This is a genomic window from Stenotrophomonas sp. YJH_SMC_105-26 (assembly GCF_059368915.1).
Genome location: NZ_JCAFSD010000003.1, coordinates 54,469 through 80,279 on the forward strand (window position 1 = coordinate 54,469; position 25,811 = coordinate 80,279).

At 67.5% G+C, this 25,811-nt stretch carries 22 protein-coding genes; 10 read left to right on the forward strand and 12 right to left on the reverse strand.

Annotated elements, in window-relative coordinates:
- The first annotated feature begins 49 nt into the window (after positions 1–49).
- Together AC5P7F_RS10110 and yeiP are read left to right on the forward strand one after the other, a co-directional pair.
- Complete coding sequence (locus AC5P7F_RS10110; protein ID WP_014646983.1) at positions 50–820, forward strand: SDR family oxidoreductase; 771 nt, start codon at positions 50–52, stop codon at positions 818–820.
- Between the two features lie 49 nt (positions 821–869).
- Entirely contained in the window at positions 870–1,436 is a 567-nt protein-coding gene (gene yeiP / locus AC5P7F_RS10115) for an elongation factor P-like protein YeiP (protein WP_005409468.1), read from the forward strand.
- A gap of 119 nt (positions 1,437–1,555) precedes the next feature.
- On the opposite strand, the gene AC5P7F_RS10120 is transcribed toward yeiP, so the two are convergent.
- The 4 genes from AC5P7F_RS10120 to AC5P7F_RS10135 form a co-directional block, all read right to left on the reverse strand.
- Positions 1,556–2,257: an MliC family protein gene (locus AC5P7F_RS10120; protein WP_164077668.1), complete on the reverse strand. Its 702-nt coding sequence runs from the start codon at positions 2,255–2,257 to the stop codon at positions 1,556–1,558.
- An 83-nt stretch (positions 2,258–2,340) separates the two neighbouring features.
- Positions 2,341–2,733: a DUF4440 domain-containing protein gene (locus AC5P7F_RS10125; protein WP_164077667.1), complete on the reverse strand. Its 393-nt coding sequence runs from the start codon at positions 2,731–2,733 to the stop codon at positions 2,341–2,343.
- Complete coding sequence (locus tag AC5P7F_RS10130) at positions 2,714–5,863, reverse strand: multidrug efflux RND transporter permease subunit (RefSeq protein ID WP_164077666.1); 3,150 nt, start codon at positions 5,861–5,863, stop codon at positions 2,714–2,716. The genes AC5P7F_RS10125 and AC5P7F_RS10130 overlap by 20 nt, the downstream gene beginning before the upstream one ends.
- A gap of 36 nt (positions 5,864–5,899) precedes the next feature.
- Positions 5,900–7,048 (reverse strand): efflux RND transporter periplasmic adaptor subunit, encoded by a 1,149-nt coding sequence (locus AC5P7F_RS10135; RefSeq protein ID WP_197637166.1) that lies wholly within the window; start codon positions 7,046–7,048, stop codon positions 5,900–5,902.
- A 129-nt stretch (positions 7,049–7,177) separates the two neighbouring features.
- On the opposite strand from AC5P7F_RS10135, the gene AC5P7F_RS10140 reads away from it, so the two are divergent.
- Both AC5P7F_RS10140 and AC5P7F_RS10145 read left to right on the forward strand, forming a co-directional pair.
- A complete protein-coding gene (locus AC5P7F_RS10140) occupies positions 7,178–7,894 on the forward strand; it encodes a response regulator (protein WP_014646978.1) in 717 nt (238 codons plus the stop codon).
- Entirely contained in the window at positions 7,894–8,970 is a 1,077-nt protein-coding gene (locus AC5P7F_RS10145; protein WP_014646977.1) for an ATP-binding protein, read from the forward strand. The genes AC5P7F_RS10140 and AC5P7F_RS10145 overlap by 1 nt, the downstream gene beginning before the upstream one ends.
- Here AC5P7F_RS10145 and AC5P7F_RS10150 read toward each other — a convergent pair.
- The 3 genes from AC5P7F_RS10150 to AC5P7F_RS10160 all read right to left on the reverse strand — a co-directional run bounded on the left by AC5P7F_RS10150 (position 8,948) and on the right by AC5P7F_RS10160 (position 12,604).
- Positions 8,948–10,717, reverse strand: coding sequence for a DUF7844 domain-containing protein (locus AC5P7F_RS10150; RefSeq protein ID WP_164077664.1), 1,770 nt, complete (start codon positions 10,715–10,717; stop codon positions 8,948–8,950). The two genes, AC5P7F_RS10145 and AC5P7F_RS10150, sit on opposite strands and share 23 nt — an antisense overlap.
- A gap of 136 nt (positions 10,718–10,853) precedes the next feature.
- Positions 10,854–11,153 carry a DUF2388 domain-containing protein gene (locus AC5P7F_RS10155; protein WP_049408767.1) on the reverse strand — a complete coding sequence of 100 codons (300 nt, stop codon included), beginning with the start codon at positions 11,151–11,153 and terminating at the stop codon, positions 10,854–10,856.
- 62 nt (positions 11,154–11,215) lie between these two features.
- On the reverse strand, positions 11,216–12,604 hold the full coding sequence (locus tag AC5P7F_RS10160) for an FAD-linked oxidase C-terminal domain-containing protein (RefSeq protein ID WP_164077663.1): 1,389 nt from the start codon (positions 12,602–12,604) through the stop codon (positions 11,216–11,218).
- A 168-nt stretch (positions 12,605–12,772) separates the two neighbouring features.
- Here AC5P7F_RS10160 and serA point away from each other — a divergent pair, with 168 nt between their 5' ends.
- Positions 12,773–14,014, forward strand: coding sequence for a phosphoglycerate dehydrogenase (gene serA / locus AC5P7F_RS10165; protein ID WP_005416356.1), 1,242 nt, complete (start codon positions 12,773–12,775; stop codon positions 14,012–14,014).
- Between the two features lie 125 nt (positions 14,015–14,139).
- On the opposite strand, the gene AC5P7F_RS10170 is transcribed toward serA, so the two are convergent.
- Together AC5P7F_RS10170 and AC5P7F_RS10175 are read right to left on the reverse strand one after the other, a co-directional pair.
- Entirely contained in the window at positions 14,140–14,532 is a 393-nt protein-coding gene (locus AC5P7F_RS10170; RefSeq protein ID WP_053495366.1) for a hypothetical protein, read from the reverse strand.
- Positions 14,532–15,146 carry an NUDIX domain-containing protein gene (locus AC5P7F_RS10175; protein WP_164077662.1) on the reverse strand — a complete coding sequence of 205 codons (615 nt, stop codon included), beginning with the start codon at positions 15,144–15,146 and terminating at the stop codon, positions 14,532–14,534. Before AC5P7F_RS10175 ends, AC5P7F_RS10170 begins: the two co-directional genes overlap by 1 nt.
- Before the next feature lie 132 nt (positions 15,147–15,278).
- Between AC5P7F_RS10175 and AC5P7F_RS10180 the strand changes: the two genes are divergently transcribed.
- From AC5P7F_RS10180 to mtnC, 5 genes are all read left to right on the forward strand, one after another.
- The gene (locus tag AC5P7F_RS10180; RefSeq protein WP_164077661.1) at positions 15,279–16,754 is read left to right on the forward strand and encodes an amino acid permease; all 1,476 of its coding nucleotides are present in this window, start codon (positions 15,279–15,281) and stop codon (positions 16,752–16,754) included.
- Positions 16,755–16,835: 81 nt separating this feature from the next.
- Positions 16,836–18,263: an amino acid permease gene (locus AC5P7F_RS10185; protein WP_014646971.1), complete on the forward strand. Its 1,428-nt coding sequence runs from the start codon at positions 16,836–16,838 to the stop codon at positions 18,261–18,263.
- Positions 18,264–18,818: 555 nt separating this feature from the next.
- Complete coding sequence (locus tag AC5P7F_RS10190) at positions 18,819–19,460, forward strand: methylthioribulose 1-phosphate dehydratase (RefSeq protein WP_164077971.1); 642 nt, start codon at positions 18,819–18,821, stop codon at positions 19,458–19,460.
- A 92-nt stretch (positions 19,461–19,552) separates the two neighbouring features.
- On the forward strand, positions 19,553–20,110 hold the full coding sequence (locus AC5P7F_RS10195) for a 1,2-dihydroxy-3-keto-5-methylthiopentene dioxygenase (RefSeq protein WP_005409451.1): 558 nt from the start codon (positions 19,553–19,555) through the stop codon (positions 20,108–20,110).
- A 3-nt stretch (positions 20,111–20,113) separates the two neighbouring features.
- Positions 20,114–20,809, forward strand: a complete 696-nt coding sequence (gene mtnC, locus AC5P7F_RS10200; RefSeq protein WP_014646969.1) for an acireductone synthase — start codon at positions 20,114–20,116, stop codon at positions 20,807–20,809.
- 81 nt (positions 20,810–20,890) lie between these two features.
- Here mtnC and AC5P7F_RS10205 read toward each other — a convergent pair whose 3' ends face one another.
- The 3 genes from AC5P7F_RS10205 to AC5P7F_RS10215 form a co-directional block, all read right to left on the reverse strand.
- A complete protein-coding gene (locus AC5P7F_RS10205) occupies positions 20,891–23,509 on the reverse strand; it encodes a glycoside hydrolase family 2 protein (protein ID WP_164077970.1) in 2,619 nt (872 codons plus the stop codon).
- Positions 23,510–23,586: 77 nt separating this feature from the next.
- A complete protein-coding gene (locus AC5P7F_RS10210; protein ID WP_049408762.1) occupies positions 23,587–24,813 on the reverse strand; it encodes an AGE family epimerase/isomerase in 1,227 nt (408 codons plus the stop codon).
- Entirely contained in the window at positions 24,810–25,805 is a 996-nt protein-coding gene (locus tag AC5P7F_RS10215; RefSeq protein ID WP_046430385.1) for a carbohydrate kinase family protein, read from the reverse strand. The genes AC5P7F_RS10210 and AC5P7F_RS10215 overlap by 4 nt, the downstream gene beginning before the upstream one ends.
- Positions 25,806–25,811: the final 6 nt, after the last annotated feature.

Sequence of the window (25,811 nt, forward strand, 5' to 3'; positions counted from 1 at the left end):
TCGCCGCTTCCGTTAGAATCGGCGGTTCTCGAACCTGCAGGACCGTGCAATGCAGCTGTCTTCCGTACGTGCCGTGATCACTGGCGGCGTCTCCGGCCTCGGCCTGGCCGTGGCCCAGCACCTCGTCGCCCAGGGCGGCAAGGTGGCTCTGTTCGACCTCAACGACGACAAGGGTGCAGCTGCCGTTGCCGGGCTGGGTGCCGACAAGGCCCGCTATTTCAATGTCAATGTCAGCGATGAGGCGGCCGTGGCTGCAGCCATCGACCAGGCCCACGATTTCCTCGGCGGCCTGAACGTGGCGATGAACTGCGCCGGCATCCTCGGCGCCGGTCGCGTGCTCGGCAAGGAAGGCCCGATGCCGCTGGCCGGCTTCCAGGGCACGGTGATGGTCAACCTGGTCGGCAGCTTCAACGTCGCCAAGGCCGCGGCCAACCGCATGCAGCACAACGACGCCGGCGAAGACGGCGAGCGCGGCGTGATCATCAACACCGCCAGCATCGCTGCCTATGAAGGACAGATCGGCCAAGCCGCGTATGCCGCCAGCAAGGGCGGCGTGGTGTCGATGACGCTGCCGATGGCGCGCGAACTGTCGCGCTTCGGCATCCGCGTCAATACGATTGCTCCTGGCGTGTTCTGGACGCCGATGGTCGATGGCATGCCCGAAGCCGTGCAGCAGTCGCTGGCCGCCTCGATCCCGTTCCCGTCGCGCCTGGGCAAGCCGGAAGACTTCGCCAGCCTGGTCGGCTTCATCCTCGGCAACACCTACCTCAACGGCGAGACCATCCGCCTGGACGGCGCTACCCGCCTCGCTCCGAAGTGATTCCCCCCGGGCGCCGGGACGGCGCCCTCCCCCAACGACCTAGATCACCATGAAAGCCAACGACATCAAGAAGGGCAACGTCGTCGAGTACAACAACGGCGTGTACCAGATCCGCGACATCGAGCGCAGCTCGCCGCAGGGTCGCGGCGGCAACGTCCGCTTCCGCTTCATCATGTACAGCGTGCCGGGCGGCAACAAGCTCGACGCCAGCTTCGATGCCGACGACAACCTGGTCGAGGTCGAACTGCTGCGCCGCCAGTCCACCTATTCGTACAAGGACGGCGATGCCTTCGTGTTCCTCGATGACGAGGACTACACGCCCTACACCCTGGACGCGGACGTGATCGGCGACGACGCCGGCTACATCACCGACGGCCTGACCGGCATCTACGTGCAGGTGATCGACGAGCAGCCGGTGGCGATCCAGCTGCCGGCCTCGGTGGTGCTGGAAGTGATCGAGACCCCGCCGGAACTGAAGGGCGGCACTGCCACCAAGCGCCCGAAGCCGGCCAAGCTCAACACCGGCATCGAGATCATGGTGCCGGAATACATCGTCAACGGCGAACGCGTGCTGGTGAACACCGCCACCGGCGAATTCGCCGGCCGTGCCGACTAAGCGCCTTGCGCTGATCGGCTGCCTGTCCCTGCTTGCGGCGTGCTCGCCGCAGGCAGCGGGCAGCGCATCGGATGTAGCGATCGTGTAGAGCCGAGCGTGGACTCGGCTCTACAGAAGGCTTACGGCTTCTTCGCGCCGAAGTTGCCGCAGCCGTGGTACTGGCGGGTGCCGATGGTCAGGTTCACCTTGGCATCGAACGCCTCGCCGCTCATGTCGTCCTGGCAGGTGGTGCGCTGGAAGCTGAGCTTGACGTCGGTACCGTCGGACGCCTTGCCACTCCAACCGTCAGCACCTTCGGTGGGCGTGGCGACGTCGAAGCGACGCTCGCCATAGTCAACTTCCACCCGCAGGCCCGGCGCGTCGCCATCGACGACCGCCAACCAGCCCGGCTCGTTGCCCGTGGCGCGGAACGCGGCCGTGCCCGCGCTGCCATCGCCTTCGGTCGCTTCGACCGCATGGCACTCGCGGTCCGCCTCGCCCTTCAGGCTCAACAGGCCGTCATCGCTGCCCTTGGTCCAGAAGCTGTTGCCCTGGCCATCACCGTACCTGGCACCCGACGCTGCACGTTCGGAGGTCATGGCGAAGGTACGTTCGCCGATCACCACCGTGGCCGCATCCTCGCCATTGAAGGCCGCGCGCACGCTCAGATCACCACACCGGTACGTGGTCTCGCTGCCGGTACCGGCGCTGGTGCTGGCAGCCGGTTCGGGCGCCGCCGGCGGCGCGGCATCGGTGCCGCCCGCAGCGGGTGCCTGGGCCGGCTGGCACGCGGCCAGCACCAACCCGAGCGAGGCTGCCAACAGACTGGGAACTACACGCATGGCTCGACTCCTTGTCGACACTACAGAGACCTTCGACCCTACCACCTGCCGGTGAGCGCGGCCTGAAAGCGGCCTGACCGTACTCACGCGGCCAGTACCGCCATCGACAACAGCTGCGCACCGCTGCCGGCGGAACTGCAGGCCCAGACCCGCAGCAGGCGCAGCTTCACTTCACGCTCCCGGCCCTGCCGCCACACGGACAACCGCACGTCGCTGGACAGCAACGCCAGGCGGCCACACAGCAGCGCCTCCACCGCGTGCAGCTGCAGGCTTCGCACCTGCAGGCTGCCGGCCAGCCAATCGCCCAGCCCTGGCAGATCGAGCATGCGGCCGCCGTGGCCTTCCATCATGAACAAGGCCGGCGATACCAGCGCGTTCAACGCCTCGTGGTCATTTTCCAGCAGCGCCGCGCACAGGCGCTGCTCCAGCGCCATCAACTGTTGCTCATGCAGATCTTCAACGATGTTCCGTTCCATCCACGGTTCCTCCCGGCATCGGCCGGCGCCTGCGCAGGCGCTGCGCGATCCACTGCCGCGCGCCCTGCACCACTACATAGAAGACCGGCACGAAGAACACGGCCAGCACGGTCGCACTGACCATCCCGCCGAACACACCGGTTCCAATCGCCTGCTGGGTTTCCTTCGACGCGCCCTGCGCCAGCATCAGCGGCACCACGCCCAGCGCGAATGCCAGCGAGGTCATCACGATCGGGCGCAGGCGCAGCCTGGCCGCCTCCAATGCCGCCTCGACCAGGCCGCGCCCCTGCTGCTGCAGCTGCCGCGCGAACTCGACAATGAGGATCGCGTTCTTCGCAGACAGCCCGATCACGGTGATCATGCCGACCTTGAAGAACACATCGTTGGGCATGCCACGCAACAGCACCGCGGCGACCGCACCGAGCAGGCCGAGTGGCACCACCAGCATCACCGCCAGCGGAATCGACCAGCTCTCGTACAGCGCCGCCAGCACCAGGAACACCACCAGCATCGACAACAACAGCAGCCACGGCGCCTGCGCCCCCGACTCACGCTCCTGCAGCGACTGGCTGGTCCACTGCAGGGCAAAACCGGACGGCAGCTTCCCGGCCAACCGCTCCATCTCCGCCATGGCCTGGCCGGTCGACACGCCGGAGGCCGGTGCGCCGGACAGATTCAACGCCGGGAAGCCGAGGTAGCGCTGCAGCTGCAGCGGCGCCTCGGTCCAGTTCGGGGTCACCAGTTCCGACAACGCCACCATGCCGCCCTCGCTGTTGCGCACGTACAGTTTCAGCACGTCCTCCAGTTCCATGCGATGCGGCGCGTCGGCCTGCAGGATCACCTGCTGCAACCGGCCCTTGTTGGGGAAATCATTGACGTACTGCGAGCCCATCGCCGCTGACAGCGTGCTGCTGATGTGCTCGAAGCCCACGCCCATCGCCTCGGCCTTGGCGCGATCAATGTCCAGCCGCACGCTGATACCTGCCGGCAGGCCATCGGCATGCACCTCCGACAGCAGCGGACTGGCCTCGGCCAGCTTCAGCAGCTGCTGCAGGGCCGCGCGCAGCTCGGCCTGGCTCTGCCCGGTACGCGCCTGCAGGGCCAGCGAGAACCCGGACGAACGGCCCAGGCTGTCGATCGCCGGCGGCATCACGCTCATCACCTCACCCTCGGCAACCGTGGCCATCGCCTGCTGCGCGGCCTCCACCTCGCTGGCCGCGGTGGCGCCAGCACGCTCGCCCCAGTCCTTCAGCATGGTGTAGGTCAGCGCCGCGCTCGGGCCGGAACCGGAGAAGCTGTAACCGAGGATCGACTGGTTGGAGCCGATGCCCGGGCGCGAGGCCACGTGCCGTTCGTAGGCTTCGACCACCGCCAGCGTGCGTTCGGCGGTGGCTTCGGCCGGCAGCTGGATCGAGGTCATGAAATAGCCCTGGTCCTCTTCCGGCAGGAACGCGCCCGGCAGCCAGTGCAGGCCCAGCAGCAGCGCCGCCACCAGCGCGGCGAACACGCCCATCACCCGGCCGCTTCGCTGCAGCACGGAGGCCACGCCACGCTGGTAGCGCCCGGTCAACGCCTCGAAGCCACGATTGAAGGCGCCGAACAGCCCGCCACGACCATGATGGCCGTGGGTGTTCGGGCGCAGCAGGGTCGCGCACAGCGCCGGTGTCAGGCTCAGTGCCAGCAGCGCCGAGAACAGGATCGACACCGCCATCGCCACGGTGAACTGGCGGTAGATCGCGCCCACCGAGCCGCTGGCCAAGGCCATCGGAATGAACACCGCGGTCAGCACCAGGGTGATGCCGATCACCGCGCCGGTCAGCTCGCGCATCGCCTTGATGGTCGCCTCGCGCGGCGGCAGGCCCTCCTCGGCCATGATCCGCTCCACGCCCTCGACCACCACGATCGCGTCGTCGACGATGATGCCGATCGCCAGCACCATGCCGAACATGGTCAGCACGTTGATCGAGAAGCCCAGCACCAGCATCACCGCGAAGGTACCGAGCAGCGCGATCGGTGCGACCAGCGCTGGAATCAGCGTGTAGCGCCAGTTCTGCAGGAACAGGTACATCACCGCGAACACCAGCAGCATCGCCTCCAGCAGCGTCTGCACCACCTTCTGGATCGAGATCTTGACGAACGGCGCGGTGTCGAACGGAATGCTCGCCTCCACGCCGCGCGGCAACAGCGGCGCCAGTTCGGCCATGCGCTCACGGACCGCCGACGCCGTGCGCACCGCATTCGCGCCCGGCCGCAGCTGCACCCCGGCGGCGGTGGCTGGATGGCCATCCTCGCGGGTGCCCCAGGCATAGCTCTGCGCGCCCAGTTCGACGCGGGCGACATCACCCAGCACCACCCGTGAACCGTCGGCCCCGGCGCGCAGTACGATCGCCGCGAACTGTTCCGGCGTGGACAACTGGCCGTCGGCGCTGAGCGGCACGGTGATGCGCTGGCCTGGAACACCCGGCGAATCACCGATGCGCCCCGGCGAGATCTCCAGGTTCTGCTGCTCGATGGCAGTGGCCACATCGCCCATGGTCAGGCCGTAGCCGGTCAACCGGGTCGGGTCCAGCCACACGCGCATCGCCTGCTCGGCACCGAACAACTGCACGCGACCGACGCCATCGATGCGGCGCAGCTCTTCGATGATGTTGCGCGCCATGAAATCGCCCAGCGCGGCCTCGCTGACGCTGGCATCCGGCGAACGCAGGCCGACCAGCATCAGGAAGCCGGAATCGGCGGCCTCCACGAACAGGCCGTTCTGCCGCACGCTGCGCGGAAGGCGCGGCTCGATCGCCTTGATCCGGTTCTGCACGTCCACCTGCGCCAGTTCCGGATTGGTGCCGGGCTTGAAGGTGGCGGTGATCGAGGCTTCGCCGGAGGTGTCCACCGACGATTCGAAGTACAGCAGGTGCTTGACGCTGGACAGCTCGCGCTCGATCAGGCCGACCACCGCATCGTTCAACGTCTGCGGGCTCGCACCCGGGTAGCTGGCATAGATGCTGACGCTGGGCGGCGCGACCGCCGGATAGCGCTCCACGGCCAGGCGCGGAATCGCCAGCGCGCCGGCCAGGATGATGAAGATCGCCAGCACCCAGGCGAACACCGGGCGATCGATGAAGAAACGTGCCATGTTGGATTTTCCTGGAGGGGCTGTCCCGGGAAAGGCTCAGCCCTTGCTGCCGGCCTGCACCGCACCGGCGCTGGCGACTGGCTTCTGCCAGTCGCGCGCATCGACCACCACGCCTTCCTGCAGGCGCTCCTGGCCCTCGACCACCACTTTCTCGCCGGCCTTCAGGCCCGCGCGCACCAGCCACTGGCGATCGACGCTGCCTTCCACCTCCAGCGTGCGTATCACCGCCCTGCCCTCGGCGCCGATCACCCAGGCATAGGCCTGGCCACCGGCGCTGCGCAGCACCGCCTGCTGTGGCACGGTCATCGTGCTGGCCGGGGCACCCCGCGGCACCCTCGCGCGCACATACATGCCGGGCAGCAGCTGCCGCCGCGGGTTGTCCACCAGGATGCGCAGGATCACATCACCCGTCCGTGCATCGACATTGATACCGGAGAACAGCAGCTGGCCACGCTCGGGCAGCGGCTTGCCGGCGGCACCGATGATCGTCACCGGCAGCTTGTCGCCGCCGGCCGCACTGCGCTGCAGCGACTCCAGCTGCGCCGCCGGCTGGCGCACATCCACGTAGACCTGGTCGATCTGCTGTACCACGGCCATCGGCTCGGCATCGGCCACGCCGACCAGCGCACCTTCGGTCACCAATGCCTGATCGATACGACCGGCAATCGGTGCGCTGACCGTGGCATAGCGCAGGTCGAGCTGGCGACGGGACAGGATCGCGCGCGCTTCATTCACTGCCGCGCGTGCCTGCTCGTACTCGGCGCTGGCGTCGTCCCGATGCTGCTGGCTGACCGCCTGCGCGGCAGCCAGGGCGTGCAGGCGCTGCGACTGCACGCGACTGCGGCCCAACGCCGCCTCACTGCGCTGCAGTGCGGCCAGCGCCGAATCGACGTCGGCCCGGAACGCTGCCGGGTCAATCTGGAACAAGGCCTGGCCTGCACTGACTTCCGCCCCCTGGTCGAACAGGCGCCGCTGCACGATGCCGCCCACCTGTGCGCGGATCTGCGCGGTGCGCACCGCCGCGACGCGGCCTGGCAGTTCGTCGTCACGCTGCACCACCTGCGGGCCGACGCTGATCACGCTGACGCGCGGCGCCGCCTCGGGGGTGGCTTCGGGAGTGGAGCAGGCCGTCATGGCCAAGGCGAGGGCCGCGATCAACGCGACCGGAGTCCTGAAGGTTCTCATTGCTGTGCACAATGCCGCGCAGGCGGCGGATAGGTTCTGAAGCGCGCAGTCTGCGTGGCGATGATGGGGTTTCGATGGAGGAACTGTGGAGATACGATGGAGGCAAGCACCTTACGGCCCCGCCCCTGCATGCATGCCTCCCCTGCCCTCGCCGCCCTCGTCCTGATCGTCGAGGATGAGGCCGAGATCGCTGACATTCTCTGCGCCTACCTGGAACGCGAAGGACTGCGCACGCTGCGCGCCGCCGATGGCCACAGCGCACTGGACCTGCACCGCAGCGCCCGGCCCGACCTGGTCCTGCTCGATGTGCAGCTGCCGCGCCTGGACGGCTGGAGCGTGCTGACCCAGCTGCGCCAGCGCGGCGAGACGCCGGTGATCATGCTGACCGCACTGGACCAGGACCTGGACAAGCTGACCGCGCTGCGGATGGGCGCTGATGACTACGTGGTCAAGCCCTTCAACCCGGCCGAGGTGGCCGCGCGCGTGCGCGCCGTACTGCGGCGCACGCTGCGCGCCGCGCGCGTGGACGCACCCACCGCGTTGCGCGTCGGCCCGCTGCTGATCGACTCGGCCACCCACGCGGTGCACGTGGAGGGCGAAGGCTACAGCCACGAAGTGCTGCTCACCCTCACCGAGTTCAAGCTGCTGCACTGCATGGCGCTGGCGCCGACGCGCATCTTCAGCCGCAGCGAGCTGATGCACGAATGCCTGCCGGAAAGCGAAGCACTGGAGCGCACCGTCGACAGCCATGTCAGCAAGCTGCGCCGCAAGCTGGATGAAGTGGGCATGGTCAACGTCCCAGCCAGCGTGCGTGGCGTCGGCTACCGGCTGATGGCCGATCGCTGATGCCCTCCCTGCGCCGCTCCGGGCTGAGCCGCCACATCATCGTTTCGATGTCGCTGATGGTGATCGGCGTCATCGTGATGATGATCCTGTCATCGTGGCTGCTGTACGCGGTGCTGGTCGAGTTCTTCCCCGGCAGTGCCGAGGAGCCGGAAAGCTGGCTGCCGACCGGCCCGGAACTGGCATGGATGGTGGGCGTGATCCTGACCGGGCTGGCGCTGGCCATCGCCGCCTCGTTCCGCCTCGCCCACCGCATCCTGTCGCCGCTGAATTCGCTGGTGGACAGCGTGCGTGCGCTCGCGGGCGGCGACCTGGGTGCACGCGCCAGCGTCGAGGAAAATTCGCCGGGCGAAGTGGCGACCCTGGTCGAGGACTTCAATGCGATGGCGCGCCGCCTGCAGCACATGGAGAGCGAGCGCGCGATGTGGCACGCGGCCATCGCCCATGAGCTGCGCACACCGGTGACGATCCTGCGTGGCCGCCTGCAGGGGCTGGCAGAGGGTGTGTTCCAGCCAGACGAGTCGCAGTTCCGCAGCCTGCTGGCCCAGGTCGAAGGGCTGTCACGGCTGATCGAGGACCTGCGCGTGCTGAGCCTGTCCGACAACGCGCGGCTGGACGTGCGTCGCGCGCGCACCGACGTGGTGGCCGAGGTGCATTCGGTGATGACCCTGGTCGATCCACAGTTCCGCGCCGCCGGCTTCGTGCTTGAGCTGGAAACCAGCCGCGAGGAACACAACGCGCACTGCGACCCGACCCGCCTGCGCCAGGCATTGCTGGCGCTGCTGGAGAACGCGCGGCGCTATGCCAGCCCGGGCAAGGTGCGGATTGCAGTGCATGACACGCCCGGCCACGTGCAGGTGGCGATCGAAGACGAGGGTCCGGGCATCGACCCTGAACTGCACGCGGATATCTTCACCCCGTTCATGCGTGGCGACGGTTCGCGTTCGCGACAGGGCGGCGGCAGCGGGCTCGGCCTGGCGGTGGTCAAGGCCATCGCCGACGCGCACGGTGGCCGCGTCTACTGCATCCCGGGCAGCGCCGGCGGCAGCCGCTTCGTCATCGAACTGCCGCGCCAGTAGCCGGGCGGGCTGCCTGCGTACGCAGGTGTGCACCGAGTGCGGCCAGATTGGCGTCGATCGCATCCATTTCCTCGCGTTGGCGGATCGGCAGCTGCTGGCGCAGCTGGACGCGCAATGCCTGCCACGCCGGGACCGCCTGCGCACTGGCAGTGGCCACGGCCGCGGACAGCAGCGCCTGCTCGTCGCCCAGCGGCAATCCATAGCCGTCATCCTGCAGCAGCGTCCCCGGGCGCAGCCACTGCCCGCTCTGCTCCAGCAACCCGCGCAGGCTGCGCGTTTCAGCGCTGTCCGGTGCGGCCAGCAGCTGCCGCTTGAGCACATCGCGTGCGCGCAGCTCGGCGCGCCGCTGCGCGGCCTGTTCCAGCAGCAACAGGCCGGCACTGGCACGCAGGTCACCCTGCAGCAGCCACGGTGCGCGTTGCTGTGCAGGCAGCTTCAACCAGCCGCGCACATCACGAGCGGGCAAGGCCAGCTGGGCCGCGGCCACTGCGAACAACTGCTGGTAGTGGTCGCGCGCCGAGGCGAAGTAGTAGCCCTGCGCCTGCGCTGCAGTGCGGTCCGCCAGTACCCTCTCGTCGAGCACGTCCAGCCGCACCAGTCGCCGCTTCAGGCCGCGCGGGCTCAGCTGGGCCAGGCCCGCCTCGCCAAGGCGCGGCACCCCGGCCTGCAGCAGCTTGGCGGTTTCCACCGCGCAGTTGTTGCTGACGAAGTAATAGCGCCCGTCATAGCTCCAGTGCACCTGCGCGGTGCGCTCGAGCAGGCTCGCGATTTCGCTGCGGCCCAGCTGCAGCGGCAGCGACTGCAGCCCGCGCAGCTCGACCTTGGTGTACTCGTCCACCACCTGCTGCAGGGGCAGCACGAACAGCCGCGACGGATAGCCGCCGGTCAGGCCACGCCAGTTGGATATCTGCACGTCGCCCACGAACGCGCGGAACGACAGCACGCGGTGGTACTCCAGGTCCAGGCGGCAGTCCGGCCCAGGTACGCGGCCCGGCTTGCAGACCACCAGCCGCAGCATGCTGTGGCCCCAGCGACTCATCGGCTGCGCACTGCCTTCGGCGAACAGGTAGTCCACCGCGTAGACGCGCGCCGGATCGAGCTGCAGCAGCGATGCAGCGCCCTCCTCCGATTCGGCCTGCAGCAGGGGCAGCGTCGTGGCGCACCGCGGCCGTGGCAGCGACGGTGGCGTTCCGAAATGCGCCTGGTACCACTGCGCCAATGCGGGCCGCCGGCAGGCGAACTCGCCGTCGAGGACGAAATGCTCGGCATTCACGGCCAGGTACTCGGCCGGGTTCGTCAGTTCATAGACATCCGGGCTGCGATCACGGAAATCGTTGTCGCCCCGGCCGAGGTGCCAGGGCTTGCGCTGCCAGCCCGCAAGGTCACGCCATCGCACGCTCTGCGACCAGTTCGCACCGCCACGGTCGGCGACGTGGGTCAGTTCATGCACCAGCGCACTGCGGCGCGCACGGCGGTTGCCGGGCATGCCGTCATCCAGCAGGGTGCGGCGCAACGTAATGCGGCCGGCGAAAGCGCGCCCGTGCACCTCGGCGGGAAGGTCATCACTCCAGCGCACCTGCACCTGAGCCGGCAAAGCGCGCAGCAGGCCTTCCGGCAGCAGGGACTGCACGTCAGCCAGGGTCTGGCTGGCGAGCTGCTGCTGCGTCGGATCGAGACCGGAGGGATCGAGCTGCAGCCGATCAGCCGCATGGGCGGAAGGGATGAGCAGCCATGCCAATGCGGCCATCCACCCGCACCGCCCGCTGTGCTTCCGTAGAGCCGAGCCATGCTCGGCTGCTGTTGCGATCCGGGTGCGCCGGGCATCCAGCCGGGCATGGCTCGGCTCTGCAGAAAGCGATGGCGCCGAGGTCATGCAGCCCGCATCAACGCGCCAGCAGCGCGCGGGCCAGTTCCAGGTCGCTCTGTTGCTGTGCGGCAGCGCTCTGCTCGCGCAGGTGGACCAGCGCGGCCTGCAGGCGGGCGCCACGGATCTGGCCGTCGCTGGCGACGAACGCAGCGGCATCGTCGCGCGCGGCCTGCACCACCTTGTCGTCGCCCGAGCTGCTGCCCGAGGAACCGGAGGAGGCACCGGTCGCCGAACCGGCCGAGGTGCCAGCGAAGCTGGAAGCGAAGCCGGCCAGCGGCAGGGACAGCAGGGCGAGCAGCAGAAGCGGACGGGTCATCGGTTCGAAGCCGGTTGTGAAGGTGCGTGGAGCGTAACGGGTACGTGAAGGATTTGCCCGGCTCAGGCGTCGAACAGCTTGCCGGGATTCAGCCGCGCTTGGGGATCGAACGCGCGTTTGACCGCCTTCATGAGCGCGATCTCGGCGGGGCCGCGGGTGCTGTCCAGGTAGCCCTTCTTGACCAGTCCGATGCCGTGCTCGGCCGAGATGCTGCCATCGAAGCGGGCCAGCACCTGCGCCAGCAGCTTGGTCACGTGCTCGCACTGCGCCACGAAGTCGGCGTCGCTGGTGTCGTCCGGCTTGAGCACGTTGATGTGCAGGTTGCCATCGCCGATATGGCCGAACCAGACCACGTCGAAGTGCGGGTAGGCCTGCCCGATCAGTGCCTGGGTCTCGGCCAGGAACGCCGGCATCGCCGAGATCCGCACCGAGACGTCATTCTTGTAGGGCTTGTAGCGCGCCAGCGACTCGGTGATGCCTTCGCGCAGGCGCCACAGCTGGGCGGCCTGGGCATCGCTGGCACTGATCACACCGTCGCTGACCCAGCCGTTGCCCATGCAGTCCTCGAAGGCCGCCATCGCCGCGGCTTCCTGTGCCTCGTCGTTGGCCGCGAACTCGGTGACGACGTAGTACGGATGCACCTCGTCGAACGGTGCCTGCGCGCCATGCGCCAGCACGTGCTCCAGCGCCCGGTCGGTGAAGAATTCGAAGGCCTGCAGCTGCAGGCGCGCGCGGAACGCGGCGAACACCTGCATCAGCACCTCGAAGCTGGGCACGGCCAGCAGCATCACGTTGCTGGCTGGCGGCGGATCGGTGAGTTTCACTGTCGCCTCGACGATCACGCCCAACGTGCCTTCCGAACCGATCAGCAGCTGGCGGAAGTCATAGCCGCTGGAGTTCTTGATCAGGCCCTTGTTGAGTTCCAGCAGTTCGCCGCTGGCGGTAACCACCTTCAGCCCGGCGATCCACTCGCGGGTATTGCCATAGCGGATCACGCGGATGCCGCCGGCATTGGTGGCGATGTTGCCGCCGATCGTGCACGACCCGCGCGCAGCGAAGTCCACCGGGTAGATCAGGCCGTGGTCCAGCGCGGCGTTGTGCACGGCCTCCAGCGGCATGCCGGCCTGCACCACCAGGGTGCGATCGACCGCGTCGTAGGCCAGTGCCTTGTTCATCCGTTCCAGGCTGAGCACCAGCTCGCCGTTGGCGGCCACCGCGCCACCGGAAAGGCCGGTACGTCCGCCGGACGGCACCACGGCCACGCCCTCGCCCGCACTCCAGCGCATCACCGCCTGCACTTCCTCGACCGTGGCCGGCAGTGCGATCGCCAGCGGCGCTGGCGTCCAGCGCCGGGTCCAGTCGCGCCCGTAATGCTCCAGGTCAGCCGGGTCGATCTTCAGCTTCAGGCCGGGACAGGCCTGCTGCAGCGAGGCAATGCGGGAATCGGTCATGACGGTCCAACGCGGTGCGTGAAGACGGGCAAGCGTGCCAGCGGTACGCGCCAGCGTCCAGCCCCGCAGCGATACAGATAGCTACGGATGCAACCAATTGCGCACTGCACCATGGGCGCTTCGATCTGGCATAGTGGTCAGCCCCTGTCCCACTGGCCGTGTTGCCCCATGTCGCCGAAGAAGACCTCGTTCCCGAAGCAGGATATCCGCGTACTGTTGCTGGAGGGGGTCAGCCAGACCGCCGTGGAGGTGTTCAGCGCCGCCGGCTACAGCCAGATCGAGGCGCACACCAAGGCGCTGCCCGAGGACGAACTGAAGGCGCGCATCGCCGAGGCGCACATCGTCGGCATCCGCTCACGCACCCAGCTCAGCGCCGAGGTGCTGGCCGAGGCCAAGCGCCTGATCGCGGTGGGCTGCTTCTGCATCGGCACCAACCAGGTCGACCTGGACGCGGCCGAGCTGGCCGGCATCCCGGTGTTCAATGCGCCCTACTCCAACACCCGCAGCGTGGCCGAGCTGGTGATCGCCGAGGCGATCATGCTGACCCGTGGCATTCCGCAGAAGAACGCCGAGTGCCATCGCGGCGGCTGGTCGAAGTCGGCCAGCGGCAGCCATGAAGTGCGCGGCAAGACGCTGGGCATCATCGGTTACGGCCACATCGGCACCCAGGTCGGCGTGCTGGCCGAATCGCTGGGCATGCAGGTGATCTTCCACGACGTGGAAACCAAGCTGGCGCTGGGCAATGCCCGTGCCGCGGCGAGCCTGGACGATCTGCTGGCCCGCGCCGACATCGTCACCCTGCACGTGCCGGAGACCCCGGCCACGCAGTGGATGATCGGCAGCACCGAGCTGGCGAAGATGCGCAAGGGCGCGCACCTGATCAACGCCGCGCGCGGCACCGTGGTCGACATCGACGCGCTGGACGCAGCGCTAGCCAGCGGCCACGTCGGCGGTGCCGCGCTGGACGTATTCCCGGTCGAACCGAAGGGCAACGGCGATATCTTCGAGTCGCCGCTGACCCGCCACGACAACGTGATCCTGACCCCGCACGTGGGCGGCAGCACGCTGGAAGCGCAGGACAACATCGGCGTGGAAGTGGCGGCCAAGCTGGTGCGCTACAGCGACAACGGCAGCACGCTGTCGGCGGTCAACTTCCCGGAAGTGACCCTGCCCGAACACGAGGACAGCCTGCGCCTGCTGCATATCCACCAGAACGTGCCGGGCGTGCTGTCCAGGGTCAACGAGATCTTCTCGCGCCACAACGTCAACATCGACGGCCAGTTCCTGCGCACCGACCCGAAGGTGGGCTACGTGGTGATCGACATCACCGCCAGCGAGGCGCAGGCCGCCGCCGTCCGCGACGAGCTGGCCGCGATTCCGGGCACGCTGCGGACGCGCATCTTGTATTGAGCAAGGCGTCGCCGGGCATGCCCCGGCGGATTGCTTCCGGCGTCGCACCATCCACGCATGGCGTGGATCTACTGGCGTTTCGCGCTATCCCGCAGTAGATCCACGCCATGCGTGGATGGAACACCTCAGAACCTTACGGCGTGGAGGTTCTTGTAAAAGTCCCAATGGATCAGAACCCTGTCTTCCATCGACAGGAACAGCGTATCGACGAAATCCAGCTCCTCGGCATGAACCAGCCAGTCCTGCAGGCGGCTACCCAGCGAAGGTACCGCCCCATCCACCTGGACAACCGTCAACGCAGCCTCGCTTGGCAAGCCAACAGCATCTGCAATGGCGCTCAACTCCTGCGCCAGCCGCTCCCGCCCCACCCCGGGGACCTCCAGGCGCGATGGCACGCGCTCCCAGTCGATGGATGTGATGACTGGCAATGCAGCCTTGATCATCGCAAGGGCAGCATCGTGCTTCGCCTCGCCACAGGCATGAGCCGCAACAAACGCGGCACAGCCGTCCGAGAGCATCAACGTGCCAGCCAGCGGCGCGCCATGCGCTGCATGGATTCATCCGATTCCGGATCGGACGCGACCTCGGTCACCGGCCGCCACGCCAGGTCGAGCGATTCCTCGCTGAGCACGAAGGCCTCGCCCCCCAGCGCCCGGATCACGAAACGCACGTCGTAGTGCCAGTGCCCCGGCACGTCCTTGCGCTCCGGAATCCAGTGCTTGTCCAGATCGAAGATGGCCGGGTCTTCCAGCACCAGGCCGCTCAGGCCCGACTCCTCCTCGGCTTCCTTCAGCGCCACCCGGGCCAGGTCACGGTCGCCGTCGGCGTGGCCGCCCAGCTGCAGCCAGCGCTGCAGCTTGCGGTGGTGGGTGAGCAGCAGGCGCTGGCCATCGGCGCTGACCAGCCAGCAGCTGGCGGTGAAGTGGCCGGCCAGGCGCTCGCGGCGGAACGGATCTTCCGGATCATCCAGCAATGTGCCGAATTCGGCAGCCAGGGCGTCGTGGGCGGGTTCGCGGCGCGCGTAGTCCCGGAGCAGGCCGCGCAGGCGATCGTCAAGCGCGGCAAGGGTTTCGGCGGTCTGGCTCATGAATGGGGGCGGTTCGGAAAAATACTGCTCATTATCGCCGTTCATTGTTGCGATTGCGCTTGTGCGTTGGCTTCAGCTTTGGCTAAGGTACAGCGGGCCGTTCGCACGGCCTTCACCATTCAAGGCAGCCGGCAACGTATCGGCCGCCCACCCCATCCGATCACTAGGAAGTACTGCATGCTGAAAGCTCTGTTGAGGGTCAAGCCGGTCGAGCCGGCCGGGCACGTCGATGCCGGCGAACCCATCGAAGGCAGCCTGGACGGCGAAGCCACGTTGAAACGGACCCTCACGGCTAAACACCTCATCCTGCTGGGCGTGGGTGCGGTGATCGGCGCAGGCATCTTCGTGCTGACCGGCCAGGCCGCAGCCAACCACGCGGGCCCGGCGGTCATGCTGTCGTTCGTGCTGGCCGGTTTCGCCTGTGCGCTGGCAGGCCTGTGCTATGCCGAGTTCGCGGCGATGATGCCGGTCTCCGGCAGTGCCTACTCCTATTCCTACGCCACCCTCGGCGAAGGCATGGCCTGGTTCATCGGCTGGTGCCTGGTGCTGGAGTACCTGTTCGCCTCGGCCTCGGTCGCGGTGGGCTGGTCGGCCTACCTGATCAGCTTCATCACCACCACGCTGCACATGCCCTTCCCGGACATGCTCAGCGCCGCGCCCATCGCCTGGACCGGCAGCGAGTTCGTCTCCTCCGGCAAGCTGTTCAACCTGCCGGCGGTGCTGATCGTGGCGGCGGTGTCCGGCCTGCTGTACGTGGGCGTGACCCAGTCGGCGTTCGTCAACGCCATCATCGTGGCGATCAAGGTCACCGTCATCTGCCTGTTCATCGGCATCGGCGCGGCCCACATCGACCCGGCCAACTGGCACCCGTTCATTCCGGAAAACACCGGCGTGCCGGGTGAGTTCGGCTGGAGCGGCATCTTCCGCGCCGCCACCATCGTGTTCTTCGCGTACATCGGCTTCGATGCGGTCTCCACCGCTGCTGGCGAGACCAAGGACCCGCAACGCAACATGCCGATCGGCCTGCTCGGCTCGCTGGCCGTGTGCACGATCGTCTACATCATCGTCTGTGCGGTGCTGACCGGCATGATGCCGTACCACCTGCTGGGCACCGACAAGCCGGTGGCGACCGCGCTGGAGCCCTACCCGACCCTGTCCTGGCTGAAGACGTTCGTGGAAGTCGGCGCCATCGCCGGCCTGTCCTCGGTGGTGCTGGTGATGATGATGGGCCAGACCCGCATCGCCTACACCATCTCCCGCGACGGCCTGCTGCCGAAGTTCTTCGGCAAGGTCCACGCCCGCTTCCGCACCCCGTACGTGGCCACCATCGTGGTCGGCGTGATCGCTGCCGCGCTGGCCGGCCTGGTGCCCCTGAACGTGCTCGGCGAACTCGTCTCGATGGGCACCCTGCTGGCCTTCGCCACCGTCTGCGTCGGCGTGCTGGTGCTGCGCTATACCAAGCCGGACCTGCACCGCCCGTTCCGCGTGCCGATGGTCTGGATCATCTGCCCGCTCGGCGCGGCCACCTGCCTGTTCCTGTTCTGGCAGGCGTTCGTGGTGCACTGGCACCTGTTCGTTGGCTGGACGCTGCTCGGCCTGCTGATTTACCTGGGCTACGGCATCCGCAACAGCAAGCTCGCCAAGTCGCCCTGATCCGCCTTCGGGCCGGCCTCGCGCCGGCCCGTCCGTTTTCCCGCGCGCCGCCCATGGCGCGCTTCGACAAGACCACCACACATGTTCAAGCAACTGTGGGCCACCAAGCATCCGCATGCCGCCCATGAAGACGCCAACGGCCTGAGCCTGCGTCGCCACCTTGGCCCCTGGGGGCTGACCGCCCTGGGCATCGGCGCGGTGATCGGCGGCGGCATCTTCGTCATCACCGGCCAGGCCGCCGCCAACCACGCCGGCCCGGCGATCATGCTGTCCTTCGTGCTGGCCGCCATCTGCTGCGCCTTCTGCGCGCTGGCCTATGCCGAATTCGCCTCGATGGTGCCGGTCTCCGGCAGCGCCTACACCTACACCTACGCCACCTTCGGCGAGCTCTCGGCCTGGTTCATCGGCTGGATGCTGGTGCTCGAGTACGGCGTCTCCGCCTCGGCGGTGGCGGTCAGCTGGACCGGTTATTTCCTCAGCCTGCTCAGCCAGTTCGACATCCATCTACCGGCGGCACTGGTCAGCGCGCCACTGGACGCGCAGCTGCGCCCCACCGGCGCGATCGCCAACCTGCCCGCCGCCGCACTGGTGCTGCTGCTGACCTGGCTGTGCTACGTCGGCATCAGCAAGTCCTCGGCGATGAACATGGCGATGGTCGTGCTCAAGACCGGCCTGATCGTGCTGGTCATCGTGGTCGGTTGGAAATACGTGGACACCAGCAACTGGACCCCGTTCATTCCGGCCAATGAAGGCCCGGGCAAGTACGGCATGGAAGGCGTGCTGCGTGGCGCGGCGATGGTGTTCTTCGCCTACATCGGTTTCGAGGCGGTATCGGTGGCGGCGCAGGAATCGAAGAACCCGCAGCGTGACATGCCGATCGGCATGATGCTGTCGCTGGTGATCTGCACCGTGTTGTATATCGCAATGGCCGCAGTGATGACTGGCCTGGTGCCGTTCCAGCTGCTGGGCACCGACGAGCCGGTGGTGACTGCCGTGGCCGCGCACCCACAGCTGGGCTGGCTGCGCTGGGTGGTCGAGGTCGGTGCGCTGGTCGGCCTGTCTTCGGTAGTGCTGGTGATGATCATCGGCCAGCCGCGCATCTTCATGATCATGGGGCGCGACGGCCTGCTGCCACCGGTGTTCACCCGGATCCACCCGAAGTACCGCACGCCGCACATCAACACCGTGATCACCGGCATCGGCATCGCGCTGCTGGCGGCGCTGTTCCCGCTGGACATCCTCGGCGAGCTGACCTCGATGGGCACGCTGATCGCGTTCGCCGCAGTCTGCGCCGGCGTGCTGATCCTGCGCCGCACCCAGCCGGACCTGCCGCGCCCGTTCCGCATGCCGATGGCGTGGCTGATCTGCAGCCTGGGCGTGCTGAGCTGCCTGGCGCTGCTGTCGGCGATGACGATGCACAACTGGATGCTGATGGGTGTATGGACGTTCGTCGGCTTCGTGATCTATTTCTGCTACGGGTTCCGGCACAGCCGCCTGCGGGGTCAGTAAGGGGTTTTTGTATTGCAGGGCCTGCGGCCCTGCACCCGCCTTTGAAGCCGGAGCGACGGCAAGAGCTGGGCTGAGGGTTTGGCGGGGAGGGGGGAGATTGCGGGGGACGCTGCAAGTACATCCCTGTAAGCTCGGTCGCCGCATCCATGCGGCTCACGCCCCCGCAACCTCCCCCCTCGCCGCCTCCGACAGTCTCCTGGCACGTCCGGTAGATCCACGCCATGCGTGGATGAATTGCGTCTGAGAGATGAATTCTCTCCGGTCGATGAATCCCCTGTAGAGCCGAGCCATGCTCGGCTCCGAGCAAGCCCAGCGCCGCGACCCGCGTTTCGCTTTTCCTTCTTCACTCCGTGGCTGGCCGCACGCCGGAACCTGTCCGAGGCGGGTGGGTGGGCCGTGCAAGGGCGTTGGCGCCATGTATGGCGCCATCGAGCTTACAGGGACGTACTTGCAGCGTCCCCTGCACGGCCCACCCGCCCCGCCCGCCCATGAACCGCTCTACACGACCCGCCACGAGGGGCTCAGCCGTTGGCCGAATCCAGTAAAATCGCCGGCATGAACGCCCCCACCTTCCCGTACGACACCGCGCGCCTGAGCGAACTGGCCCAGCTGCTGATCGACAACGTCCGCGAACTGGCGCACGCCGGCTGGACCCCGGCCACCAGCAGCAATTTCTCCCACCGCCTGGATGACCGCCACGCCGCGATCACCGTGTCCGGCCAGGACAAGGGCCGGCTGATCGAGGACGACATCATGGTGGTGGACTTCGACGGCCTGGCCGTCGGTCGCCCGCTGCGCCCGTCCGCCGAGACCCTGCTGCACACCCAGCTGTACCGCCGCTTCCCGGAAATCGGCTGTGTGCTGCATACGCATTCGCCGGTGCAGACCATCGCTTCGCGCCTGTACGCGCCGCAGGGTCATATCCGCCTGGAAGGCTACGAGCTGCTGAAGGCCTTCGCCGGCAACAGCACCCATGAAATGGCCATCGACGTGCCGGTGTTCGCCAACACCCAGGACATGAACGTGCTCTCGGCGCAGGTCGACGACCTGCTCGACCGGCAGAACCTGTGGGGTTACCTGATCGACGGCCACGGCCTGTATGCCTGGGGTCGTGACATGGCCGAGGCGCGCCGCCACCTGGAAGCCTTCGAATTCCTGTTCCACTGCGAGCTCGAGCTGCGCAAGCTGCGCGGCTGAGCCTGCGCGCAGGTGCAGATGCCGATCCGGAATCTGCGCCTCGCCCCCACCCTGCTACCCTGTCTTCCCCCCGAGACGTTCAAGCTGCCGCCATGAGCCGACTGCGCATCTACGACGACACCCGCCCCGAATCGCCGCTGCTGGACACCCAGGACGGCGCGGTCATCGCTGCCGAGCTGCAGAAGATCGGCGTCACCTTCGAGCGCTGGCAGGCCACCGCGCCAGTCGCGCCGGGCGCCAGCCAGGAGGAAGTGTTCGCCGCCTACCGTGCGGACATCGACCGCCTGGTCGCCGAGCGCGGCTTCAAGAGCGTGGACGTGGCCTCGATCGCCCCGGACAACCCGAACCGCGCCGAGCTGCGCAAGAAGTTCCTCGACGAGCACTTCCACAAGGAAGACGAGGTGCGCTTCTTCGTCGCAGGCTCGGGCCTGTTCACCCTGCACGTGGGTGACAAGGTCTATGAGATCGAGTGCGTGAAGGACGACCTGATCGCCGTGCCCGATGGCACCACCCACTGGTTCGACATGGGCGATGAACCGAGCTTCGTGGCGATCCGCTTCTTCACCGAGCCGGACGGCTGGGTGGGTCATTTCACCGGCACCGACATCGCGCAGAAGTTCCCCCGTTACGTACCTACCCAGGCGTCCTGATCCATGCAGCCCCGCGTCATCCTGACCGACATCGAAGGCACCACCAGCAGCATCTCGTTCGTCAAGAACGTGCTGTTCCCCTATGCCCGCAAGGCCTTGCCCGCGTTCGTCGCCGAACATGGCCAGCAGCCGGAGGTCCGCCGCTGGCTGGACGCGGTGGCTACCGAGATCGGCGGCGCCTGCCAGGACAGCCTGGTGGCCGAGACGCTGCAGGGCTGGATTGACCAGGACCGCAAGCACACCGCACTGAAGGCGCTGCAGGGCCTGATCTGGGATGAGGGCTACCGTCGCGGCGACTACACCGCGCACTTCTACCCGGAAGTGGCACCGGTGCTGAAGGGCTGGCATGCCTCCGGCCTGCCGCTGTACGTGTACTCCTCCGGCTCGGTGCCGGCACAGAAGCTGTTCTTCGGCTTCAGCGATGCCGGTGACCTCAGCCCGCTGGTGTCGGGCTGGTTCGATACCGAGATGGGTGGCAAGCGTGAGGCCGACAGCTACCGCCGCATCGTGCAGGCCATTGGCGTGCCGGCCGGCGAGATCCTGTTCCTGTCCGATGTGGTCGAAGAACTGGATGCTGCCCGCGAAGCCGGCCTGCAGACCCGGCTGATCGACCGCCTGGATGACTACCCGATGCCGCGTACCGGCCAGTCCGCCAACGGCCACGAGCGGGTCGAGAACTTCCAGCAGATCCAGCTGTAAGCAAAATGGTAGAGGCCAACCTTGGTTGGCAGGCTCCTGGTGTGCCAACCAAGGTTGGCACCTACCAAAGCGGGATATCCCTCAACGCTCGTTGAGGGTCTTCACCCTCAGCGCCTCGCGCAGGGTAACCAGATCCACCGGGCCGCGCACCGCGATATCGCGGGTTTCGCCCGGCAGCAGATCCAGCAGGTTTTCTTCGACCTGCACGTCCAGCGCACCGAAGTCGATCCACGTCGCACGCACATACGCCGCGCTTTCCAGCCGCAGTCGATAGTGGTCGCCTTCGATGGACAAGGTGGCCTTGAGCTTCTGCCGCGGCAATACCTGGTCCTTGGCTTCGACGAATCCGACAACCTGCCGTGCGCTCACCGCCCCGTTCCGCAGCAGCTCAAACACCGCCACCGTGCGCTTCGGGTCGGCACCGGCCAGCAATTCGGCATCGCGGAAATCACCGATCGAGGTCACACCCGACGCCGCCAGCGTCACCGCATCCTCGCGACGGCGCAGCACCTTGCCGTCCATGTCGATCACCCGCAGCCGCCAACGTGCATCCAGCGCCGCACCGTCATTGATCAGGCGTACCCGCGTGCTGCCTTCATCGCGCAGCGCGGCTACCGTGACCGGCGCGAAGAAGCGCCGCGCGGCGAAGTGCAGCGCCTTCCAGCGGCCGAAGTAATCCACGCTGGACCACGAGGCGCCTGGCCAGACATCGTTGAGCTGCCAGTACAGCGAACCCATCGTGTATGGCCGGGAGGCGCGATGATGCAGCGCCGCCAGTGCGATGCCATCGGCCTGCATGACCTGGCTGAGGTAGACGAAGTCCTCGAAGTCCTTCGGCGTGCCATAGCCCTGTTCGATGTAGTGCAGCAGGCGGCTGTTGCCCTCGCCGGCCATGAATTTCTGGTGCGCGCGGATCACCGGGCTGTCGATGCGCTGCTCGGCGCGGGTGGCGATCTGATCCACCGTCGCCACCGACGGCCACGCCTGCAGCCCGTACTCGGACATGAAGCGCGGCGTCTCACGCAGGTAGGCCTGCACCGGCAGCGCCGGATTGCCCCAGACCTGCCAGTAGTGCTTGTCGCCGCGGGTCGAATCGTTGGCCTTCTCGTCCAGATCGTTGCTGGGCGAACTGGACCAGTACGGTACGCCCAGTCCTTCCTCGCCCACCACCTGGCGCAGGTCGTTGCCAAACAGGTCGACATAGCCCTGCCAGACCTTCGCCGCAAATGCCGGGTCGGCCGCCTTCAGGTCGCGGCCGTGACCCCAGTCCTTCCAGGCGGTTTCTTCCTCGTTGTTGCCACACCACAGCACGATGCTGGGGTGATGGCGCAGCCGGCGCACGTTGTCGCGCGCCTCGGCCACCACGCTGGCACGGAAGGCCGGATCGTAGCCCGGCTGCATGCCGCCGCCGAACATGAAGTCCTGCCAGACCAGCAGGCCCAGCTCATCGGCGATGTCGAAGAACGCGTCGTCCTCGTAGTAGCCACCGCCCCAGTTGCGCAGCATGTTCATGTTGGCGTCGCGCGCGGCGGTCAGCACCTGGCGCAGGCGTGCTGCGTCGACGCGTGCGGGGAAGGCATCGAACGGAATGACGTTGGCGCCCTTGGCGAAGATCGGCACGCCGTTGATGACGAAGGCGAAGCCCTGCCCGCCCTTGCCGTCCTCTTCGCGGCGCAGTTCGACCGTGCGTAGGCCGATGCGCTGCTCGCGCACCAGCGTTGCGTCGGCACCGCCATCCAGGCGCGCCTGCACGGTATAGCGATCCTGCGCACCATGGCCGACCGGCCACCACCGCTTCGGTTCCGCCAGTTCAATCGGTAGTTCAACACTGTTCTGCCCGGGCTTCAGCAGTACGGTGCGCTGCTGCTGGGCCACGCTGCGACCCTGCGGATCGAGGACTTCCACATTGACGACCGCAGAACCGGTGGCGCTGCCCTGCTCCACCTGCAGCAGCACCGCCAGCTTCGCCTGCTCCGCGCTCAATGCATCGGTGCGCACGGCAAGACTGGTCAGGCGGTGCGTATCCCAAGCCTGCAGGTCGACCCCGCGCCAGACCCCGGCGGTGACATAACGCGGGCCCCAGTCCCAGCCGAAGTGGTAGGCCGGCTTGCGCGCGAAGTTTCCGACCATCGCGTCCTTCGGCTCATCGCCATACGGCGACGGGTAGTTGCCAGCGATCTTGTGTGGCATCGCCTGTACGCCCGGAAGCAGCGTGCGGATCGGTGAGCGGAACACGATCTGCAGTTCATTGCCCCTTGCGCGCAGATGCCCTTCCACGCGCGCGCGCCAGGTCCGGTGCGCGTTGTCCGCGCGCAGCAGCGGCTTGCCGTTGAGGCTGACTTCGGCATAAGTGTCCAGCCCGTCGAAGCGCAGTTCGGCATGGGGCTTGGCCAGCATCGCCGCGTCCACGTCGAAGCGCGCGCGGTACTCCCAGGCCGCCAGGCCGATCCATTGCAGCTCCGCTTCGGGCGCACCCACGTACGGGTCGCGGATCAGCGCATGCGCCAGCAGCTCGGTGTGCACGCTGCCCGGCACCGTTGCCGCACGCCATTGCTGCAGGCCTGGGTGGGCGGCGCCCTGCGCGTCGCCGGGCAGCATGCGGAACTCCCACTGTGCCTGCAGAGGCGCTGCAATTGCCGGGAAGGCCGACGTTGCGACCAGCAGCAGGAGCAGACGGACAACGAGGGAAAGACGATGCACGCGGAGCTCCTGTTTCTCCGCCGGGCGTGGCCCGGCGCTACTGATTCCGATTCATCATGCGTATGGCGACACGCGCCTCAACGCACCACGTTCAACACTTCGTAGCACGCGCCCATGGTGTGGTAATCCACCTTGCCGGCCGGGCTCTTCTCGTCGCTGTACTTGCGGTTGTCGGCATCGAGGATGCGGAACCAGGCGCCGAACTGATGGTCGACGAAGTGTTCCCACGCGTACGCCCAGATGCGTTCGTACCACTGCCAGTAGCGGTCATCGCCGGTGCGCTTGGCCATCAGCGCGGCGGTCGCCAGCGTCTCCGCCTGCACCCAGAAGTACTTGTCGTCGTCGCAGACAAAGCTGTCGCCGCCGATCGGCGCGCCATCCATGCCCGGCTGCCGGCGCGATTCCGGTGCGAAGCCGTAGTACAGGCCGCCTCGCGCGTCGTCCCAGCTGCGCGCCACGGCCACGTCGAACAGGTGCTGCGCGGTCGGCACCAGCCAGTCGGCCTGCACGTGGCGATCGAGGATCAGCAGCAGCTTGGCCCACTCGGTCTGGTGCCCCGGTTGGAAGCCCCACGGGCGGAACAGGTGCTTGGGGTCGTCCAGGTTGTAGTCCCAGTCGATCTCCCAGTTCTCATCGTAGTGCTCCCAGACCAGCCCGCCGGCCTTGGCCGCCTGGCGGCGGGTCATGTTGTCGGCCAGCTGCAGCGCGCGCTCCACATAGCGCTGCTCGCCACTGGCCTCGAACGCGGCCAGCATCGCCTCGCACATGTGCATGTTGGCGTTCTGCCCACGATAGCCGGTGAAGTTCCACTGGCCGTCCGCTTCATCCTTGTAGAGCCCGTGCTGCGGCTCCCAGAAGCGCGCTTCCAGCAGCTGCCAGGTCTCGTCCATCCACGCGCGGGCCTGCTCGATACCTGCCTTCAGCGCGCAGCTGTAGGCCAGCAGCACGAAGGCCACGCCGTAGCAGTGGTTCATGTCGTCCTCGACCTTGCCATCACGAAGGGTCCAGGCATAGCCGCCGGTGGCCGGGTTGCGGTGCACCTCGCGCAGGTAGCGCACGCCGTGCTCGACCGCGTCGCGGTACTCGGCATTGCCGAACTCGCGGTAGGCCATCGCGTAGTTGAAGACGAAACGGGTACTGCTCACCAGGTGGCGATGGCTGGCATCGTAGATGCTGCCGTCATCACGGAAGTAGTGGAAGAAGCCACCGTTGGGATCGATGCAGCGCGGGTGGTAGAACGCCATGGTATCGGCGATGTGCGCGCGCAGGAACGCGGGCGAACGGAAATCGGGCGAGGTGCTCATGCAGTAATGTCCTGTGCCTGCAGCAGCTGCTGCACTTCATCGAGCGAGGGCATCGCGGCGAACGCGCCCTTGCGGGTAACAGCCAGCGCGCCGACCGCTGCGCCGAAGCGCAGCGTGGCGGTGATCGCCTCCGGGTCCTGGCAGAAGGCGGTAAAACCGGCACCGGCCCCGCCGCGCTCCAGCAGGCCAACCAGCACGCCACCGACGAAGGCATCACCGGCCGCCGTGGTGTCGACCGTGGCCACGCGGAAGCTGGTGACCGTGCCGTGGTTGTCGCGGGTGTACCAGTGCAGCGTGGCTGCACCATCGGTGACGATCACCCAGCGCGCCCGCGCGGCCAGCAGGCGCCGCAGCACCGCCGCCTCGCCATCGGCGCCCAGCGGCGCGGCCAGGTAGTCCAGCTCCTCGCGCGACAGCTTGACCAGGTCGGCGCGTTCCAGCGCCTGCCACAGGCGCGGCGCCGGGTCCTCGTTCGCCGGCCACAGGGCAGGACGCAGGTTGAGGTCCAGGCTGACCACCGCACCGGCAGCGCGGGCACGGTCCATGCCGGCAAAGGTCGCCTCGGCGATGGCCGGCTCGGTCAGGCTGTTGGAACAGACGTGGAAGCATTGCGCGCTGTCGAGGCACGCCGCCTGGAAGTCGCTGTCACGGAACAGCAGGTCAGCCGCCGGCGGGCGGTAGAAACTGAAGCTGCGCTCGCCATTGGCATCCAGGGCCACGAAGGCCAGTGCGGTCTTCGCCGCGTCGGTGCGCACGATGTAATCGGTACCCACGCCGTGCTCGACCAGGCTGTCGGCCAGGAAATCGCCGAACATGTCGCGGCCCAGCATGCCGACGAACTGGGTCTTCGCACCCAGCCGCGCAGCCGCCACCGCGACGTTGGCCGGCGCCCCACCGGCGTACTGCAGGAACGCACGCGGGGTGTCGGCCGAGGCCGGCGGCTGTGCTAGTAGATCGATCAAAATTTCGCCGAAGCAAACGATGGCACCCATTCCGGA